The organism is Ornithinimicrobium carbonis (assembly GCF_050703245.1).
Classification (GTDB): domain Bacteria; phylum Actinomycetota; class Actinomycetes; order Actinomycetales; family Dermatophilaceae; genus Ornithinicoccus.
The window spans coordinates 3,582,991-3,599,919 of record NZ_CP192647.1 but is presented as its reverse complement, the minus strand read 5'-3'; the positions used below and the strand labels follow the sequence as shown (position 1 = coordinate 3,599,919).

The following is a 16,929-nucleotide window of genomic DNA, read 5'->3' as shown; positions in this document are numbered from 1 at the left end:
CTGCCCATGAGCCGCGTGACGGGGCTCGGCGCGGCGGCGAGCGCCCAGCGGGCCTACGATCGGCCCATGGCCATCTTCGCCGTCCACTACACCTACTCCGACGACACCGAGGCGCGCGACGAGCACCGCTCGGCGCACCGGGAGTTCCTCGGCGCCCTCGCCTCGGAGGGTGTCGTGCTGATCTCGGGCCCCTACGCCGAGGTCGACGAGGCCCCCGACGCCGCGCTCATCCTGCTCCGCGGCGACAGTGCCGCCGAGCTGGTCGAGCTGATGCGCGAGGACCCGTTCCAGCAGCAGGGCCTCGTCGAGCAGGTGGCCGTGCGCGAGTGGACCCCGGTGCTCGGCGCCTGGTTCGAGGGCCCGCTGGCCGACGACCTGCGGTGAGGGACGCTACCCCTCGGCGGTGACGAACGTCCCCGCCCGACCGTCCAGCAGCTCGCGGGCCTCCTCGAGGTTGCCGATCGCCGCGGCGACCCGATGCTGCTGCCCCCCGACCTCGACGAAACGGCATACCGCCTCGACCTTGGGACCCATCGACCCCGCGGGGAGGTCCAGCGCCCGCAGCCGCTCCGGCGTGGTCCGCCGGATCTCCCGCGCCTCGGCGGTTCCGAAGCCCTCCATGACGGCCGGCACGTCGGTGAGCACCAGGAGCCGGTCCGCCTTGAGCCGGTGCGCGAGGACCGCCGCGGACAGGTCCTTGTCGATGACCGCCTCCACGCCGCGCAGGTCCCCGGTCGCGGTGCGCACGACCGGCACGCCCCCGCCGCCGGCGCAGACGACGATGATCGACTCGTCGAGCAGGTGGTCGATGAGCTGGGTCTCGATGATCTCCCGCGGACGGGGCGAGGGGACGACGCGCCGCCAGTGCTCGCCGTCGCGGCGCACCTGCCAGCCGTTCCGCTCCGCCAGCACGCGTGCCGTCTCCTCGTCGTAGACCTCGCCCACGAACTTCGTCGGGTCTTCGAACGCGGGGTCGTCCGCGTCGACGAGCGTCTGGTTCAGCACGGCAGCGAGCTGGCGGTAGGGCCGCTCGTTGCCGATCGCCTGCAGGATCCAGTAGCCGATCAGCCCCTGCGTCATTGCCCCCAGCGCGTCGAAGGGGTACGGCTGCGTCAGCCGCGCGTCGTTGGCCGACTCGATCGCCAGGACGCCCACCTGCGGACCGTTGCCGTGGGTGATGACGACCTCGTGGTCGTCGGTCAGGGGTGCCAGCTCCTTCATCGCCCGCCGGATGTTCTCCACCTGCGCGTCGGCGTCCGGCACCTGGCCCCGCCGCAGCAGGGCGTTCCCCCCGAGGGCGACGACGATCCTCATGGGGGGAGTATGCCGTGCCGGCGCGGGGGTGCGGGAGGCGCGGGGTTTCGGCCGGCGCGGGGGTGCGGCCGTGGTGCGGCGCACGGTCGGGGTGCGAGGGGTGCGAGGGGTGCGGCCGGGTGCCGTCCCCCCGCGCGGGCTGTGCGACGCTGGGCCGGTGAGCAGCGCCGCCTCTTCTCCTCCTCCGGCCGACGACCGCCGGACCGCGTCCATCGCCTGGGCGGTCGCGGTCATCGTCGTCGCCCTGGTCAGCGCCTTCATCGCCTGGCTGGCGCTGAGCGACGGGGGCCGGGACGGTGATGCCGCCGGCAGCGCCCCCTCGGTGAGCGCGCCGGCGACGAGCGAAGACGCCACCGAGGACGCCGCCGGGAACGACGCCGAGGCTGACGACGGCGAGGGCACCGACGCCGCCGACACCGGAGGGGCCGCCGAGGGGTCGACGGACGGCTCCGGGGACGGGTCGGCCGACGCGACCGGCGACGCTGGTGACGACGCTGCGGCCACCGGCCCCTCGCCGGAGGTCGCCGAGCTGATGATGAGCCTGCAGCGGCGGGACGCCGACGACCCGCTCGCCGTCGGTGACGTGGACGCGCCGGTCGTCATGATCGAGTACGCCGACTACCGCTGCCCCTTCTGCGCCCGGTTCGCCCTCGAGACGCTGCCCGAGCTGCAGGACCTGGTGGACGACGGGACGCTGCGCATCGAGTTCCGTGACTTCGTCATCTTCGGCGATGAGTCCCACGCGGTCGCCGTCGCCGCCCGGGCCGCCGCGGAGCAGGGGCCCGAGCACGGGCTGGCCTACCAGGAGGCGGCCTTCGCGCGCTCGACCGCCGGCCAGGCCACGCTCACCGAGGACGACCTGGTCGCCATCGCCGAGGAGGTCGGCGTCCCCGACGTCGACGCCTTCACGGAATCCCTCGACGACCCCCAGCTCGCCGCCGCCGTGGACGCCGACACGGCCGAGGCCCGGTCGCTGGGGCTCAGCTCGACCCCGACCTTCCTGGTCAACACCGCCGTCGTCCAGGGTGCCGAGACGGCCGAGCACTTCCGCGGCGTCGTCTCCGAGCAGCTGGAGAAGGCCGCCACCGAAGGCTGAGCCCCGTGGCCGCCCACCCCCGGGATGGTCATCGTCTCCCACGTCGGTCGTCGTACGCCCACCGCTGGGCATCGGTCATCGCCCCCCACGTTGGTCGTCACCCGCCCAGCGTCGGGCATCGGTCACCGCCCCCACGTTGCTCGTCACCCGCCCAGCGTCGGGCACCAGAAAGACTCGTGACCGATCGGTGTCGTCATGGGGACAGCGATCGGTCACACTCCTGCGGGCACTTCCCGGACACGCCCCCGTCAGCCATCATGGGGGCCGTGCGTGTCTTCGTCGCCGTCGTCCCGCCCGCCCCGGTCGTCGAGGCCGTCGAGGAGTTCCTGCAGCCCCGCCGGGACGCGCTCGCGACGCAGGGCAGGTGGCGCTGGACCCGGGCCGAGCACCTCCACCTCACGCTGGCGTTCGTGCCCGACCTCGACGCCTGGCGCGAGGAGAAGCTGATCGGCGCCGGGGCGGAGTATGCCGCCCGCCAGCGTCCCCTCAACCTCCGGCTCCGTCGGGCCGGCGCCTTCCCCGACCCGGGGGCCGCGCGGGTGCTGTGGGCAGGGGTCGAGGAGGAGCACCCGGACACCCTGGCGGGGTGGGCGGCCGGCATCCGCCGGGTCCTCTCGCACGCCGGCGCCCGGCTGGAGGGCACCCGGTTCACGCCCCACGTCACGCTCGCCCGCTCGGTCGGCGGCCGGCACCCCGCCGGGCACCTGCTGCAGTCTCTGGACACCCTCCTCACCCCGGTCTGGACGGTGCCCGAGCTGGTCCTGGTCGCCTCGTGGCTGGGGGAGGGGCCGAACGGGACCCCGCGGCACGAGGTGCGTCATCGCTGGCCCCTGGGAAGGGAGGGCACCGACGGGTGACGGCTACGGCGCCGTGGTCACCGCGTCGTCCACCGCCCCGGTGACGGCCGCGTCGCCCACCGCGTCGTCCATCGCCCCGGTGACGGCCGCGTCGCCCGGCCCGTCGCCCGGCCCGTCACCCGCCCCGTCGTCCACCGCCCCGGTGACGACCGCCCCCCCATCGTCCACCTCGCCGTCGTCCACCTCGCCGTCCCCCTCGTCCGCGGGGCGCCCCTCCGCCGGGACGAACTCACCCACCGGCCCGGTCACCACCCCCCCCAGCTCGGGACCGCAGGTGCGACCCGGTGGCGGGTCCGGCTGCAGGGTCCGGCCGTTGACCAGGCGGACGTCGTCGAACTGCGGCCTGCCGGACACCAGGTTGCGGTAGCTGTACCGCGTCAGGCTCACGACCGAGCAGTCCTGCCCGACGGTGAGGATGTCGAAGCTGTAGGGCTGGCTGACGAGCTCGCCGGCGGTCTCCGGGTCCTCCTCCGCAGCCTCCCTGGCCTCCTCGGTCAGCGGCGGCAGCCGGAACTGGTTGACCAGCCCGCCCCCGGTGAACGACCCCACCTGCAGGTGCTGGCCGTCCAGTGCCGGGGCGTGCATGTGGCCGTTGACCGTCAGCGTCCCGGCCCGCACCCGGTGCGCGGCGAAGGGCTGGTGGGTCACGACGAGGTCCGTGGGCTCCAGCGTCGGTCGCCTCCCGGAACTGCGCGGCCGCCTCCAGCTGCTCGCCGCCGAAGTCGTCCGAGCGCTGGTTGAAGAAGCGCACGTCGTTGAACCCCGACACCGAGACCCCGTGCACGTCGACGCGCAGGTACTCGCCGTCCGTCGGCTCCAGCAGGACGACGTTCGGGATCTGGGCCAGCCGCTGCAGCAGGGCCTCGTCGGTGGCCGAGACGGCGTCGTGGTTGCCCCGGACGAACACGTAGGGCACGCCCAGCGACTCGATCCCGGCGAAGATGCCGGTCAGCTCGCCCTCGCGGACCCGACCGAAGTTGACCAGGTCGCCGCTGTCGACGACCGCGTCGATGCGCTCGGTGGCCACGATCTGCCGCATGAGCGGGTACTGGTCCATCCCGTGGATGTCGCTGACGAGCAGGAACCGCGCCGCCACCGGCGCCTCGACCCCCTCCGGCGTGAACTCCTCGCGCAGGGCGTCGGACAGGGCCAGCAGGTTGGTCACGTAGACGGCACCCTGGTCGGCCTTGCTGGCCAGCGAGTCCAGGATCCCGGCGTTGGTCTGCACCAGCGACAGCATGGACGTGGCCCGGAACTCGGCGACCTTGCCGGTGCGGTAGGTCAGGTAGGCGGAGGCCCCCGGCAGCGCCAGCGCCAGGACCGTCGCGCCCGCCGCCGCCGCGACGACGTGGCCGGCGTGGCGCGGGCGGGACACACCGTAGGCCAGCAGGACGAGCAGGGAGGTGACGAGCGCACCCGCGGCGAACTTCCAGGCCACCTCGCGCACGCCGGTGTCGATGGCCTCGCGCAGCTCCTCCTGGCTGGGCTGCAGGCTGGTGGCGTCCAGCCGGCCCGGAACGGATGAGGTCGGTCACCTCGTCGCGCACCTGGACCTGGGCCGTCAGCCCGGGGGCCGGCAACGGGCCCTCGAAGGTCATCACGACGTCGCCGATCACCGTCGGCACCTGGATGGTGGAGTCCAGCCGGGGCTCCACGGCCACGTCCGCGGTGAAGTACCCCGTCTCCATGTGCACCGGCCACAGCTGGGTGGTGGCCACCCCGCCGACCACGGCCACGAGCGTGAGCAGCATGACGACCAGGGCTCGCCACAGGCCGGCGGCCATCCCACGGGTGATGCGCTCACGGGTGCTCATCGCAGGGTCAGCGTAGTCGTGGGGCGTTGGATACCGTGGGGCCGCGCGCCCGTCGGGCCCGCCGGAGGGTCGAGGAGGACGCATGGACGCTGACGTCGTGGTGGTCGGGGCCGGGCTGGCCGGCCTGGTCGCGACCGCGGAGCTGGTCGCCGCGGGGAGGAGGGTCGCCCTGGTCGACCAGGAGTCCACCCGGCATCTCGGCGGGCAGGCCTGGTGGAGCTTCGGCGGGCTGTTCCTCGTCGACACCCCCGAGCAGCGGCGGATGGGGATCGCCGACACCCGGGACCTGGCCTGGCAGGACTGGACGGGGACCGCGGGCTTCGACCGGTTCGGCGCGGGCCGCCCGGGCACGGGCACCGCTGGAGGAGGCGGCGGGGCACCGCATACCTCCGGATCCCCGGGTGAGGACGACTGGGGCCGGCGGTGGGCGCGGGCGTACGTCGACTGGGCCTCCGGGGAGAAGCGGTCCTGGCTGCGCGAGCGGGGGATCCGCTTCTTCCCGGTCGTCGGCTGGGCCGAGCGGGGCGACGGGACCGCGACCGGCCACGGCAACTCGGTGCCGCGCTTCCACATCGTCTGGGGCACCGGCCCGGCGATCGTCGCGCCGTTCGAGCAGCGGGTGCGCGCCGCGGTCGACGCCGGGCTGGTCACGCTGCACGGGCGGCACCGGGTGACCGATATCGTGGTCACCGGCGGGGCGGTCACCGGGGTGCGCTGCGACGTGCTGCGCGAGGACGGGGTCGAGCGGGGTATGCCGTCCACGCGCGAGGTGGTGGGTCAGGCCGAGCTGACCGCCCAGGCGGTGGTGGTCACCAGCGGCGGCATCGGGGCGAACACCGACCTGGTGCGCCGGTTCTGGCCGGACCGGCTGGGGACGCCGCCGACGGAGCTGGTCACCGGGGTGCCGGCCTACGTCGACGGGTCGATGCTCGACCCGGTCGCCGCGGCCGGGGCGCGGCTGGTCAACCGGGACCGGATGTGGCACTACACCGAGGGGCTGGCCAACCACGCGCCCGTGTGGCCGGGCCACGGCATCCGCATCCTGCCCGGCCCGAGCTCGCTGTGGCTGGACGGGTCCGGCCGGCGGCTGCCGGCGCCGTTCTTCCCCGGCTTCGACACGCTCGGGACGCTGACCCACCTGCGGACGGCCGAGGGTGCGCGGGAGCACGACCACTCCTGGTTCGTCGCCACCCGCACGATCCTGGGCAAGGAGTACGCCCTGTCCGGCTCGGAGCAGAACCCCGACCTCACGGGCCGCTCCGTGCGCGGGGTGCTCGGGCGGGTGACGACCGACGTGCCGGCGCCGCTGAAGGCGTTCGTCGACCACGGTGCCGACGTGGTGGAGGCCGACACGCCGGAGAAGCTGGCCGCGGCGATGAACGCGCTGGTCGCGGGGGGTGGCGGTCCCGGAGGTGGTGGGCAGGGCGACCCGGCGGGTCCCGGTGCGGACGGGCTGGACGGGCTGGTCGACGGCGGGCGGCTGCGGGCGCTGCTCGAGGCGCACGACCGCGAGCTCGACAACGACTACGGCAAGGACCTGCAGACGGCGCTCGTGCGGGCGGCCCGCCGCTCGCGCGGGGACCGGCTGGTGCGGACGGCCGCGCCGCACCGCTTCCTGGACCCCGACCACGGGCCTCTGGTCGCCCTGCGGCTGCGGGTGCTCACCCGCAAGACCCTCGGCGGCGTGCAGACCGACCTGGACTCCCGGGCGCTGGACGCCGACGGGACCCCGGTGCCCGGTCTCTACGCCGCGGGCGAGGTGGCCGGCTTCGGCGGAGGCGGCGTGCACGGCTACCGGTCGCTGGAGGGCACGTTCCTGGGTGGCTGCCTGTTCAGCGGCCGGGCCGCCGCCGGGAGGGCGCTCGCGCGCGACCTGTGACGGGGGGGTCCGGCCGGTCGGGACCGGGCGGCCGGGAGGCCGGGCGCGACCTGTGACGGGGTCGGGCTGGTCGGGACCGGCAGGCCGGGTGGTCGGGCGTGTGGTTGGCTGCATCCATGGACATGGGGACGCTCCGCCGCAAGGCCGGGACCGCGGCGCTGGTCGGGTTCCGGGTCCTGCCCGGACCCCTGAAGCGGGCGGCGGTGCGGGTCGGGGCGCCCAGCTACACCGTCGGGGCGGTCTGCGTGCTGGAGCACGACGGCCACGTGTTGTTCCTGTGGCAGCCGCACCGGAAGGGGTGGAGCCTGCCGGGGGGCCTCCTCGGCAAGGGCGAGGAGCCGGAGGCCGCGGTGCGGCGAGAGGTGGCCGAGGAGGTCGGGGTGGACATCGACCCCGGCGACCCGGTGTTCATCCGCGTCGACGCGGTGGACCAGGGGATCGACGTCGTCTTCCGGGTGCGGCTGGACCACCGCCCGAGCTGACGCTGGCGACCGAGGCCCGCAAGGCGCAGTGGTTGACCCCCGAGGAGCTGGACGACGCCGACCGCGACACCCGGGGCATCCTGGAGCTGCTGGCCGGCCACGGCCGGGCGCCGCGCGAGGGCCGCCTGCTGCACGACTGATGACGGGCGCGCGGTCCGCCCCGGGCGGGCAGCTGTGACCGCGAGGTCGGGCCACGCCCGGCCCTGTCGACCTCATCAGGTCACGTGAACCCTCGGGGTCGACGGCGCCGGGCGTGTCGCGACCTGCGTTCGCCCGAGTCCCCCCGACCGGACCTGACCGTCAACCGGGCCGGACCTCCAGCAGGATCTTGCCGACGTGGTCGGAACGCTCCATCTCCTCGTGGGCCCTGGCGGCCTCGGCGAGCGGGTGGCGCGACTGGATCACCGTGCGGATCCGACCGTCCGCCACCATCGGCCAGACGTGCTCGCGCACCGCGGCGACGATCTCGGCCTTGCCCTCGACCGGCCGGGATCGCAGCGAGGTCGCGATGACCCGGGCGCGCTTGGACAGCAGCGCCCCCAGGTCCAGCTCGCCGCGGCGTCCGCCCTGCAGCCCGATGACCACCAGCCGGCCGTCGGTGGCCAGCAGCTCCACGTTGCGCTCGAGGTACTTGGCCCCGACCACGTCGAGGATGACGTCCGCACCCCGGCCGTCGGTCGCCGCCCGCACCTCCTCCACGAAGTCCTGGGTCCGGTAGTTGACCAGCACGTCCGCCCCCAGCTCCCGGCACGCGTCGAGCTTCTCCTGGGTGGAGGCGGTCACCGCCACCGTGGCCCCCAGCGCCCGGGCCACCTGGATCCCCATCGTGCCGATCCCGCTGGACCCGCCGTGCAGCAGCACGGTCTCGCCCTCGCCGAGCGCGGCCTCCAGCACCAGGTTGCTCCACACCGTGCAGGCCACCTCGGGCAGCGCCGCGGCGTCGGCCACCGGCACCACCGCGGGGACGGGCAGGAGCTGTCCGACGGGGACGCGACGTGCTCGGCATACCCTCCTCCGGACAGCAGCGCACACACCTCGTCGCCCACGCTCCAGCCCGCGTCCTCACAGCCGGGGCCGAGCTCGGCGATCCGGCCGCTGACCTCCAGCCCGGGCAGCTCCGAGGCGCCGGGCGGCGGTGGGTAGAGGCCCTTGCGCTGCATGACGTCGGCGCGGTTGACCCCGGCGGCGACGACCTCCACGAGAACCTCGTACCGCCCGGGCACGGGGACGTCCACCTGGGCGGGGACCAGGACGTCGGCCTCGCCGGGGCCGGTGATCGTGACGGCGTTCATCTGCGGCATGGGCGGCAATCTACCGACCGGACCCTGGTATGCCGTCACCCGGCGGTGCGTCGGCGTGCACCGGGGCCGGCGACCCGGCCGGCCGCGCCCCGGTGGGCACCGCGCGTGGCGGCTACCCGATGAGGATCCCGGCGATCGCGGCGCTCATGAGGTTGGCCAGGGTGGCCGCCGCGATGGCCCGCAGTCCGAGCGTGGCGATCTCGCGGCGACGGTCCTTGACCAGGCTCCCGAGACCGCCGAGCAGGATGCCCAGCGAGCCCAGGTTGGCGAACCCGGTGAGGGCGAACGTGATGATCGCCGCGGTCTTGGGGCTGTAGTCCTCGATGGTGGGCGCGAAGTTGGCGAAGGCGACGAACTCGTTGACGATCACCTTCTGCCCGACGAAGCTGCCGGCGTTGGTCGCCTCCGCCCACGGGACGCCGATGACCAGCATGATCGGTGCGAAGAGGTAGCCCAGGATCTGCTCGAACGTCAGCTCCGGGTTGCCGAACCAGCCGCCGACCACGCCCAGCAGCAGGTTGACCAGGGCGATGAGGGAGATGAAGGCCAGCAGCATCGCGCCGATGTTGAGGGCGAGCTTCAGGCCGTCCCCGGCCCCGGAGGCCGCGGCGTCGATGACGTTGCGGTACTTCATCTCGTCGAGATCGTCCTCGTCCTCGTCGTCGTCGTCGTGGGCCGCGGCGCGCTCGTCCCCGTCCCCGTCACGTGCCCCGTCGCCTGCCCTGGTCCCGTCGCCTGCCCTGGTCCCGTCGCCGTCCTCGACCTCGTCCCGCTGCGCGTCCTCGGCCGCCTCCTCACGGGCCAGCTGCTTCTCCGGCGGGGCGTCGGGGTCTTCGGGTTCGAGCAGCTTGGCCATCATCAGCGCCCCGGGCGCCGCCATGAACGAGGCGGCGATGAGGTACTCCAGCGGCGCGCCCAGCAGGGAGTAGCCCACGAGCACCGACCCGGCGACCGTCGAGAGGCCACCCACCATGACCGCGAACAACCCCGAGGAGGTCAGCCCGCGCAGGTAGGGCCGGATGACCAGCGGCGCCTCGGTCTGGCCGACGAAGATGTTGGCGGCCGCGTTGACCGACTCGGCCTTGCGGGTGCCCAGCGCCTTGCCCAGCGCCGCGCCGAGCTTCTCCACGACGAACTGTAGGATCTTGTAGTGGTAGAGCACCGCGGTCAGCGAGGCGAAGAAGATGATGACCGGCAGCACCTGGAAGGCGAACACCACGCCGGCGTCCTCGCCCTGGGGCAGCACCGGCCCGAAGAGGAAGGCGATCCCGGCGTTGGCGGAGTTGATGACCGCCTGCACGCCCTCCGTCACCGCCTGCAGCACGGCCCGCCCCGTGGACCAGTAGAGGACGAGCACACCGAAGAGCACCTGCAGGCCGAGGGCGGCCAGGACCGTGCGCCAGCGCACCGCCTTGCGGTTGGAGGAGAGCAGCAGCCCGATCGCGACGAGGGCGGTCATCCCGCCGATACCCCAGAGGACGTCCATGCGGGGACGTTACCGGGAACGGTGGCCCATCCGCCGGGAAATCTCCTGCGCGGCCCGTCGGACCGCCCCGGCGAGCGACTCCCGCAGGTCCTCGGTCAGCTCCTCGGTGGGCACGGTGAGCGCGACCGCCGCCACCGGGTGGCCGGCGTGGTCGGTCACCGGAGCCGCGACCGAGTCCAGCCCGCGCGTGACGTAACCCTGCTCCACGGCATACCCCCGGGTGCGGGTCTGGCTGAGCAGGGGGCGCAGCGTGGACGGCGAGGTGGGGCCGGCGTCGGTGCGGCGCACGAAGGCGTCCCGGCCGGGGAAGAGCGCGCGCACCTGGGCGGCGGGGAGGGCGGCGAGGACGGCCAGGCCGGTCGCCGTCAGCGACGCGGGCAGGCGCACGCCGACGTCGGAGACGAGCGAGGGTCGGCCGGCCACGCGCTCCTCCACGACGTAGACCACGTCGCGCCCGTGCAGCACCCCGAGGTGGGCGTTGTGCCCGGTGGTGTCAGCGAGCCGGGTGAGGACCGGGCGGGCCAGACGCTGGAGCGGCGCGTGCCGGGTGTACGCGGAGCCCAGCTCGAAGGCGGCCACCCCCAGGCCGTAGCGGCGCTCCTCCGGCAGGTGCACGACGAAGCCGCGCTCGACGAGGGCGGCGAGCAGGTGGTAGGTCGAGGACCGCGGCAGGCCCAGCTCGCGGGCGACCGCAGCCGCCGCCGGCTGGGGGGTCGCGTGCCGGGCCAGGAACGTCAGCACGTCGAGCGCGTGCCCGGCGGCGGGTGCGTTGGCCACCGCGCCAGTATGGCGTGGGCGTGGCCGGGTGCGTCGGCCACCGCGCCAGCATGGCGTGGGCGTGGGCGTGGGCGGGGGGGGGGCGTGGGCTGGTGCGGGCGCCTCCCGGGCGTCCTCGGGTGTCGTGGGCAACGAGGGAGGGGCCGTACGGTGGCGCCATGGACGACGCCGAGATCAAGGCCTTCTGGGCCGACGCGCGGGTGCGCGGCGGCCTGAACCCCGCGGAGTCCTACATCGGCGTGACCGCCGCCGACCTGCTGCCGCCGCCGGCCTGGTCGTTCGGCTCGACGCCGGAGGAGGCCGACCGGCTCCTGGCCCTGGTGCTCGAGGGTCGCAAGACGGCGTCCGCCTCGGCGCGGTGGGAGTACGAGGTCGGTGCCCAGGACGATCAGCACCCCGACGGCCGGGACGGTGGCGGTGGTCCTCCTGGCCGTGGCGACACCCTGGTCCGCACGCGGGTCGACGTCGAGCTGCCCGCGCCGGGGTCGCTGTCCATCGTGCTCGACGGGGCCGACCATCCCCGCGCCCTCATCCGGACGACCCATGTGGAGGTCGTCCGGTTTGGCGACGTCGACGAGGACCACGCCCGCCGAGAGGGGGAGGGGTCCCTGGAGCGGTGGCGGGCCGAGCACCGACGGTTCTTCGACGAGCACGCGCCGGCCGGGCAGTGGGTCGACGAGGACACCAGGGTCGTGCTGGAACGGTTCGTCGTCGTGGTGCCGGCGCAGGCCCGACGCTCTGCCCGCAGGGCCGGGCTGCTGTAGCGGCGCCGGTCCCCCCGCCGTCGGGCGCCGTCTCCGCCGATCGCGCGAGTCCCCGCCGGGTGTCGGTCGCCTGGGGGTGCCGCCCGGTGTCGGTCGCCTGAGTGTGCCGCCCGGTGTCGGTCGCCTGAGTGTGCCGCCCGGTGCTGGACGTCTGGCATGCGAGACGCTGGCCCTCCGCGTGGCCTGTCCCTCAGCCGGTGACGACGGTGGAATGGAGCCATGAGCCGCCTCCCCGCCTCCGACAGCCCTGCCGAGGTCGTCGTCGACGTCGGTCCCCTCGCTCCGGCCGAGGTCGTGGCCGTCGCCCGTCACGGGGCGCGCGTCCGGCTCTCCGAGGCCGCGCTGGAGGGGATCGCGGCGACCCGCCGGATCATCGACGACCTCGCCGGCGACGACCAGCCGCACTACGGCATCTCGACGGGCTTCGGCGCGCTGGCGACCACGAGCATCCCGCCGCAGAAGCGGGCCCAGCTGCAGCGCAGCCTCGTCCGCAGCCACGCGGCCGGGTCCGGGCCGGAGGTCGAGCACGAGGTCGTCCGCGCGCTCATGCTGCTGCGCCTCTCGACCCTGGCCACCGGCCGCACGGGTGTGCGGGTGGCCACCGCCCAGGCCTACGCCGACCTGCTCAACGCCGGGATCACCCCGGTGGTGCACGAGCACGGCTCGGGCTGGGCTGCTCCGGTGACCTCGCCCCGCTGGCCTCCTGCGCGCTCGCGGTGACGGGCGAGGGCATGGTGCGGGTCCGCAGGCCGCACCCGGGGGCCCGCGGCCGCGACGCCCGGGCTGCCGACGGCAGCGCGGCGCGCGGTCACCGACCGGCGCCGCGTCCGGAGGAGCCCGTCCCCGCTGCCGAGGCCCTGGCCGACGCCGGTCTCGCGCCCGTCCAGCTCGCCGAGAAGGAGGGCCTGGCGCTCATCAACGGCACCGACGGCATGCTGGGCATGCTGCTCCTGGCGCTGCACGACCTGGACACCCTGCTGACGACCGCCGACGTGGCCGCCGCGATGAGCGTGGAGGGGCAGCTCGGCACCGACGACGTCTTCGCAGCCGACCTGCAGGCGCTGCGGCCGCACCCCGGCCAGGGCTCCTCCGCCGCCAACCTGCGGGCCCTCATGGCCGGAAGCGCCATCCGGGAGAGCCACCGCACCGAGGCGTGCACGCGGGTGCAGGACGCCTACTCCCTGCGCTGCTCGCCCCAGGTGCACGGCTCCGCCCGGGACACCTGCGACCACGCCGCGCTGGTCGCCTCCCGCGAGCTGGCCGCCGCCGTCGACAACCCGGTCGTCACCCTCGACGGGCGGGTGGAGTCCAACGGCAACTTCCACGGCGCACCGGTCGCCCACGTCCTCGACTTCCTCGCGGTCGTCGTCGCCGACGTCGCCGGCATCAGCGAGCGCCGCACCGACCGCTTCCTCGACGTGGCGCGCAGCCACGGCCTGCCGCCCTTCCTGGCCGACGACCCCGGCACCGACAGCGGGCTCATGATCGCGCAGTACACCCAGGCGGCGGTCGTCTCCGAGCTCAAGCGTCTGGCGGCCCCGGCGAGCGTGGACTCCATCCCCTCCTCGGCCATGCAGGAGGACCACGTGAGCATGGGGTGGGGCGCGGCCCGCAAGCTGCGCCGGGCCGTCGACGGACTGGCCCGGGTGCTGGCCGTCGAGGTCCTCACCGCCGCCCGGGCGCTGGACCTGCGCGCCCCGCTGACCCCCGCCCCGGCGACCGCCGCCGTCGTCGCGCTCCTCCGCGGAGCCGGAGTGCAGGGGCCGGGCCCCGACCGCCACCTCTCGCCGGAGATCGAGACCGTCGTCGACCTCGTCCTGGACGGCCGGGTGCGCTCGGCCGCCGAGGAGCATGCCGGCCCGCTGACCTGAGGCCAGGTCTCGTGCAGTCGATGGGAGCCCCGGAAAGGGCCAGGATCGTCTGCACGGGACGAGGGCCGCCTGGCACGAACCGGCCACCCTCACCACGCCCACCCGCACCACGCCCCACCCGCACCACAGCACGCACGCTTCCCACCGCACCGCACGCCGTACCGAGTCGAAGGAGACCACCATGGAAGGCGCCCGCCCCGTCCGTGCCGCCCGCGGCACGCAGCTGACCGCCCGCAGCTGGGCCACCGAGGCCCCCCTGCGGATGCTCATGAACAACCTCGACCCCGACGTGGCCGAGCGGCCCGACGACCTGGTGGTCTACGGGGGCACCGGCCGCGCCGCCCGGGACTGGAAGAGCTTCGACGCGATGGTCCGGACGCTGACCGACCTGCGCGAGGACGAGACGATGCTGGTCCAGTCCGGTCGCCCGGTCGGCGTCTTCCAGACCCACGAGTGGGCGCCGCGGGTGCTCATCGCCAACTCCAACCTCGTGCCCGACTGGGCCAACTGGCCGGAGTTCCGGCGCCTGGAGCACCTCGGCCTGACGATGTACGGCCAGATGACCGCCGGCTCCTGGATCTACATCGGCACCCAGGGCATCCTGCAGGGCACCTACGAGACCTTCGCCGCGGTCGCGGCCAAGCGCTTCGGCGGCACCCTGGCCGGCACGCTGACCCTGACCGGTGGCTGCGGCGGCATGGGCGGGGCCCAGCCGCTGGCCGTCACGCTCAACGGCGGCACCTGCCTCATCGTCGACGTCGACGAGGCCCGGCTGCGACGCCGGGTCAGGAGCCGCTACCTCGACGAGGTGGCCGACAGCCTCGACGCGGCCGTCGAGCGCGTGCTCGCGGCCAAGGCCACCCAGGAGGCCGTGTCCGTGGGTGTCGTCGGCAACGCCGCCGAGGTCTTCCCCGAGCTGCTGCGCCGCGGGGTCGAGATCGACATCGTCACCGACCAGACGTCGGCGCACGACCCGCTGTCCTACCTGCCCGAGGGCATCGACCTGGGCGACTGGCACGACTACGCCGAGAAGAAGCCCGAGGAGTTCACCGACCGGGCGCAGGCCTCGATGGCCCACCACGTCGAGGCGATGGTCGGCTTCCTGGACGCCGGTGCCGAGGTTTTCGACTACGGCAACAGCATCCGCGACGAGGCCCGCCAGGGCGGTTTCGACCGGGCCTTCGACTTCCCGGGCTTCGTCCCGGCCTACATCCGGCCGCTCTTCTGCGAGGGCAAGGGCCCCTTCCGCTGGGCCGCGCTGTCCGGCGACGAGAAGGACATCTACGCCACCGACAAGGCCGTGATGGACCTCTTCCCCGACAACGACCACCTGCAGCGCTGGATCCGCGGGGCGCGCGAGCGGGTCGCCTTCGAGGGCCTGCCGGCCCGGATCTGCTGGCTCGGCTACGGCGAGCGGGACAAGGCCGGCGTCCGGTTCAACGAGATGGTCGCCTCCGGGGAGGTGTCCGCCCCGATCGTCATCGGCCGCGACCACCTGGACGCCGGGTCGGTCGCCAGCCCCTACCGCGAGACCGAGGCGATGGCTGACGGATCCGACGCGATCGCCGACTGGCCGCTGCTCAACGCCCTGGTCAACACCGCCTCCGGCGCGAGCTGGGTCTCCCTGCACCACGGCGGCGGCGTCGGCATCGGCCGTTCGATGCACGCCGGGCAGGTCTCGCTCGCCGACGGCACCGACCTGGCCCGGCAGAAGCTGGAGCGGGTCCTCACCAACGACCCCGGCATGGGCGTCGTCCGGCACGTGGACGCGGGGTATGCCGAGGCCGAGCAGGTCGCGCAGGAGCGTGGCGTGCGGGTGCCGATGCGGGAGGGCGTGAACGACGCCGACGCCGACGCCGACGCCGACGGCGCCGGGACCGTCCAGGACACGGAGGGCGGCCGGTGAGCACCGCGGCGACCCCTGGTGCCGGACCGGGTCCGGACCCCGCCCGGGCAACCGCCCCGGGGTCCGCGGAGCCGGGCGCGGTCGATCCCGACCGGGCACCCATGTGGAAGTTCTTCGTCCTCTCGGCGATCGGCATCCTCATGTTCTTCGTGCCGGTCACGATCGGGGAGCGCAGCACCATCCCCCTGGACCACATCGTGTCCTGGCTGCGGGCCAGCGTCCCCGCCGTGCTGCCCTACTACGCGCTCGCGCTCATCGCCGCGGGCGCGGCATACCCCTTCCTCACCCGCACGTGGCGGCGGGACACGACCACGCTCGTGTTCTCCCTAGCCCGCGTGGTGGGTCTGGTCGTGGGGATCATGCTGGTCTTCGGCATCGGCCCGGCGTGGCTGTTCGCCGAGGGCATGGGTCCCTTCCTCCTCAACGCCCTGGTCATCCCGGTCGGGCTGCTCGTGCCGATCGGCGCGGTCTTCCTGGCGTTGCTCGTGGGCTACGGCCTGATGGAATTCATCGGGGTGCTCGTGCGCCCGTTCATGCGGCCGGTGTTCCGCACGCCGGGCCGGTCGGCCATCGACGCGGTCGCCAGCTTCGTCGGCTCCTACAGCCTGGCGCTGCTCATCACCAACCGGGTCTACCTGGAGGGCAAGTACCACCGGCGCGAGGCGATGATCATCGCGACCGGGTTCTCCACGGTGTCGGCGACCTTCATGATCGTCGTGGCCACCGCGCTGGACCTCATGGAGCACTGGACGCTGTACTTTTGGTCGACCCTGCTCATCACCTTCCTCGTCACGGCCGTCACCGTGCGGATCCCGCCGCTGTCCCGGGAGCCGGAGGACTACGCCCCCGGGGCGGTCCCGCGCCCCGAGCAGGACCACGCCGGCAACCGGTTCGCAGCCGCCTGGCGCGAGGCGCGCGCCACCGTCGCCGCCGACCCCGGGGTGGGCCGGACGGTCCTGACCAACCTCAAGGACGGCTTCGTCATGGCGATGGCGATCCTGCCCTCGATCCTCTCGATCGGGCTGCTTGGGCTGGTGCTCGCGGAGTTCACCCCCGTCTTCGACTGGCTGGGCTACCTCTTCTACCCGATCACCTGGGCGCTGCAGATCCCCGAGCCGATGCTCGTGGCCAAGGCCGCCGCGCTCGGGGTCTCGGAGATGTTCCTGCCGGCGGCGCTGGTGACGGAGTCGGCGATGTCGGTGAAGTTCGTCGTGGCGGTGGTCAGCGTCAGCCAGATCATCTTCTTCTCGGCGATGGTGCCCAGCCTCGTCGGGACGCAGATCCCGGTCTCGATCCCGCGGCTGCTCGTCGTGTGGTTCCTCCGGGTGGCGATCAGCCTCGTCCTGACGATCCCGTTGGCGCTGCTGCTCTTCTGACCCGGC

Annotated in this window: 13 protein-coding genes and 2 pseudogenes; 9 read left to right on the top strand and 6 right to left on the bottom strand. The window is 74.1% G+C overall.

The annotated features are described in order from the left end of the window. The first annotated feature begins 6 nt into the window (after positions 1 to 6). Positions 7 to 384: a YciI family protein gene (locus tag ACQ95T_RS18070; RefSeq protein ID WP_425942341.1), complete on the top strand. Its 378-nt coding sequence runs from the start codon at positions 7 to 9 to the stop codon at positions 382 to 384. 6 nt (positions 385 to 390) lie between these two features. On the opposite strand, the gene ACQ95T_RS18065 is transcribed toward ACQ95T_RS18070, so the two are convergent. Then, positions 391 to 1,314 carry a carbamate kinase gene (locus tag ACQ95T_RS18065; RefSeq protein ID WP_425942339.1) on the bottom strand — a complete coding sequence of 308 codons (924 nt, stop codon included), beginning with the start codon at positions 1,312 to 1,314 and terminating at the stop codon, positions 391 to 393. A gap of 157 nt (positions 1,315 to 1,471) precedes the next feature. Between ACQ95T_RS18065 and ACQ95T_RS18060 the strand changes: the two genes are divergently transcribed. Together ACQ95T_RS18060 and thpR are read left to right on the top strand one after the other, a co-directional pair. Beyond that, on the top strand, positions 1,472 to 2,410 hold the full coding sequence (locus ACQ95T_RS18060; protein WP_425942337.1) for a DsbA family protein: 939 nt from the start codon (positions 1,472 to 1,474) through the stop codon (positions 2,408 to 2,410). 266 nt (positions 2,411 to 2,676) lie between these two features. Next, positions 2,677 to 3,267 carry an RNA 2',3'-cyclic phosphodiesterase gene (gene thpR / locus ACQ95T_RS18055; RefSeq protein ID WP_425942335.1) on the top strand — a complete coding sequence of 197 codons (591 nt, stop codon included), beginning with the start codon at positions 2,677 to 2,679 and terminating at the stop codon, positions 3,265 to 3,267. Positions 3,268 to 3,270: 3 nt separating this feature from the next. Here thpR and ACQ95T_RS18050 read toward each other — a convergent pair whose 3' ends face one another. Continuing rightward, positions 3,271 to 3,504, bottom strand: a complete 234-nt coding sequence (locus tag ACQ95T_RS18050; protein ID WP_431473233.1) for a hypothetical protein — start codon at positions 3,502 to 3,504, stop codon at positions 3,271 to 3,273. Next, entirely contained in the window at positions 3,497 to 4,714 is a 1,218-nt protein-coding gene (locus tag ACQ95T_RS18045) for a metallophosphoesterase (RefSeq protein WP_431473232.1), read from the bottom strand. The genes ACQ95T_RS18050 and ACQ95T_RS18045 overlap by 8 nt, the downstream gene beginning before the upstream one ends. A gap of 449 nt (positions 4,715 to 5,163) precedes the next feature. Here ACQ95T_RS18045 and ACQ95T_RS18040 point away from each other — a divergent pair, with 449 nt between their 5' ends. Together ACQ95T_RS18040 and ACQ95T_RS18035 are read left to right on the top strand one after the other, a co-directional pair. Further along, positions 5,164 to 6,960, top strand: a complete 1,797-nt coding sequence (locus ACQ95T_RS18040) for an FAD-binding dehydrogenase (RefSeq protein WP_431473231.1) — start codon at positions 5,164 to 5,166, stop codon at positions 6,958 to 6,960. Positions 6,961 to 7,076: 116 nt separating this feature from the next. Beyond that, on the top strand, positions 7,077 to 7,442 hold the full coding sequence (locus ACQ95T_RS18035) for an NUDIX domain-containing protein (RefSeq protein ID WP_431473230.1): 366 nt from the start codon (positions 7,077 to 7,079) through the stop codon (positions 7,440 to 7,442). Between the two features lie 300 nt (positions 7,443 to 7,742). On the opposite strand, the pseudogene ACQ95T_RS18030 reads toward ACQ95T_RS18035, so the two are convergent. From ACQ95T_RS18030 to ACQ95T_RS18020, 3 genes and pseudogenes are all read right to left on the bottom strand, one after another. Beyond that, positions 7,743 to 8,734, bottom strand: a pseudogene (locus ACQ95T_RS18030) (NAD(P)H-quinone oxidoreductase). A 121-nt stretch (positions 8,735 to 8,855) separates the two neighbouring features. Continuing rightward, positions 8,856 to 10,229 carry a NupC/NupG family nucleoside CNT transporter gene (locus tag ACQ95T_RS18025; RefSeq protein ID WP_425942327.1) on the bottom strand — a complete coding sequence of 458 codons (1,374 nt, stop codon included), beginning with the start codon at positions 10,227 to 10,229 and terminating at the stop codon, positions 8,856 to 8,858. Between the two features lie 9 nt (positions 10,230 to 10,238). Beyond that, positions 10,239 to 11,006 carry an IclR family transcriptional regulator gene (locus tag ACQ95T_RS18020; protein WP_431473229.1) on the bottom strand — a complete coding sequence of 256 codons (768 nt, stop codon included), beginning with the start codon at positions 11,004 to 11,006 and terminating at the stop codon, positions 10,239 to 10,241. A gap of 158 nt (positions 11,007 to 11,164) precedes the next feature. Here ACQ95T_RS18020 and ACQ95T_RS18015 point away from each other — a divergent pair, with 158 nt between their 5' ends. The 4 genes and pseudogenes from ACQ95T_RS18015 (at position 11,165) to ACQ95T_RS18000 (ending at position 16,923) form a co-directional block, all read left to right on the top strand. Then, complete coding sequence (locus ACQ95T_RS18015) at positions 11,165 to 11,770, top strand: ASCH domain-containing protein (RefSeq protein ID WP_431473228.1); 606 nt, start codon at positions 11,165 to 11,167, stop codon at positions 11,768 to 11,770. A gap of 219 nt (positions 11,771 to 11,989) precedes the next feature. After that, a pseudogene (gene hutH / locus ACQ95T_RS18010) lies at positions 11,990 to 13,641 on the top strand (histidine ammonia-lyase). Between the two features lie 181 nt (positions 13,642 to 13,822). Continuing rightward, entirely contained in the window at positions 13,823 to 15,547 is a 1,725-nt protein-coding gene (hutU, locus tag ACQ95T_RS18005; RefSeq protein ID WP_425942320.1) for a urocanate hydratase, read from the top strand. 101 nt (positions 15,548 to 15,648) lie between these two features. Next, a complete protein-coding gene (locus tag ACQ95T_RS18000; RefSeq protein WP_425942318.1) occupies positions 15,649 to 16,923 on the top strand; it encodes a YjiH family protein in 1,275 nt (424 codons plus the stop codon). Positions 16,924 to 16,929: the final 6 nt, after the last annotated feature.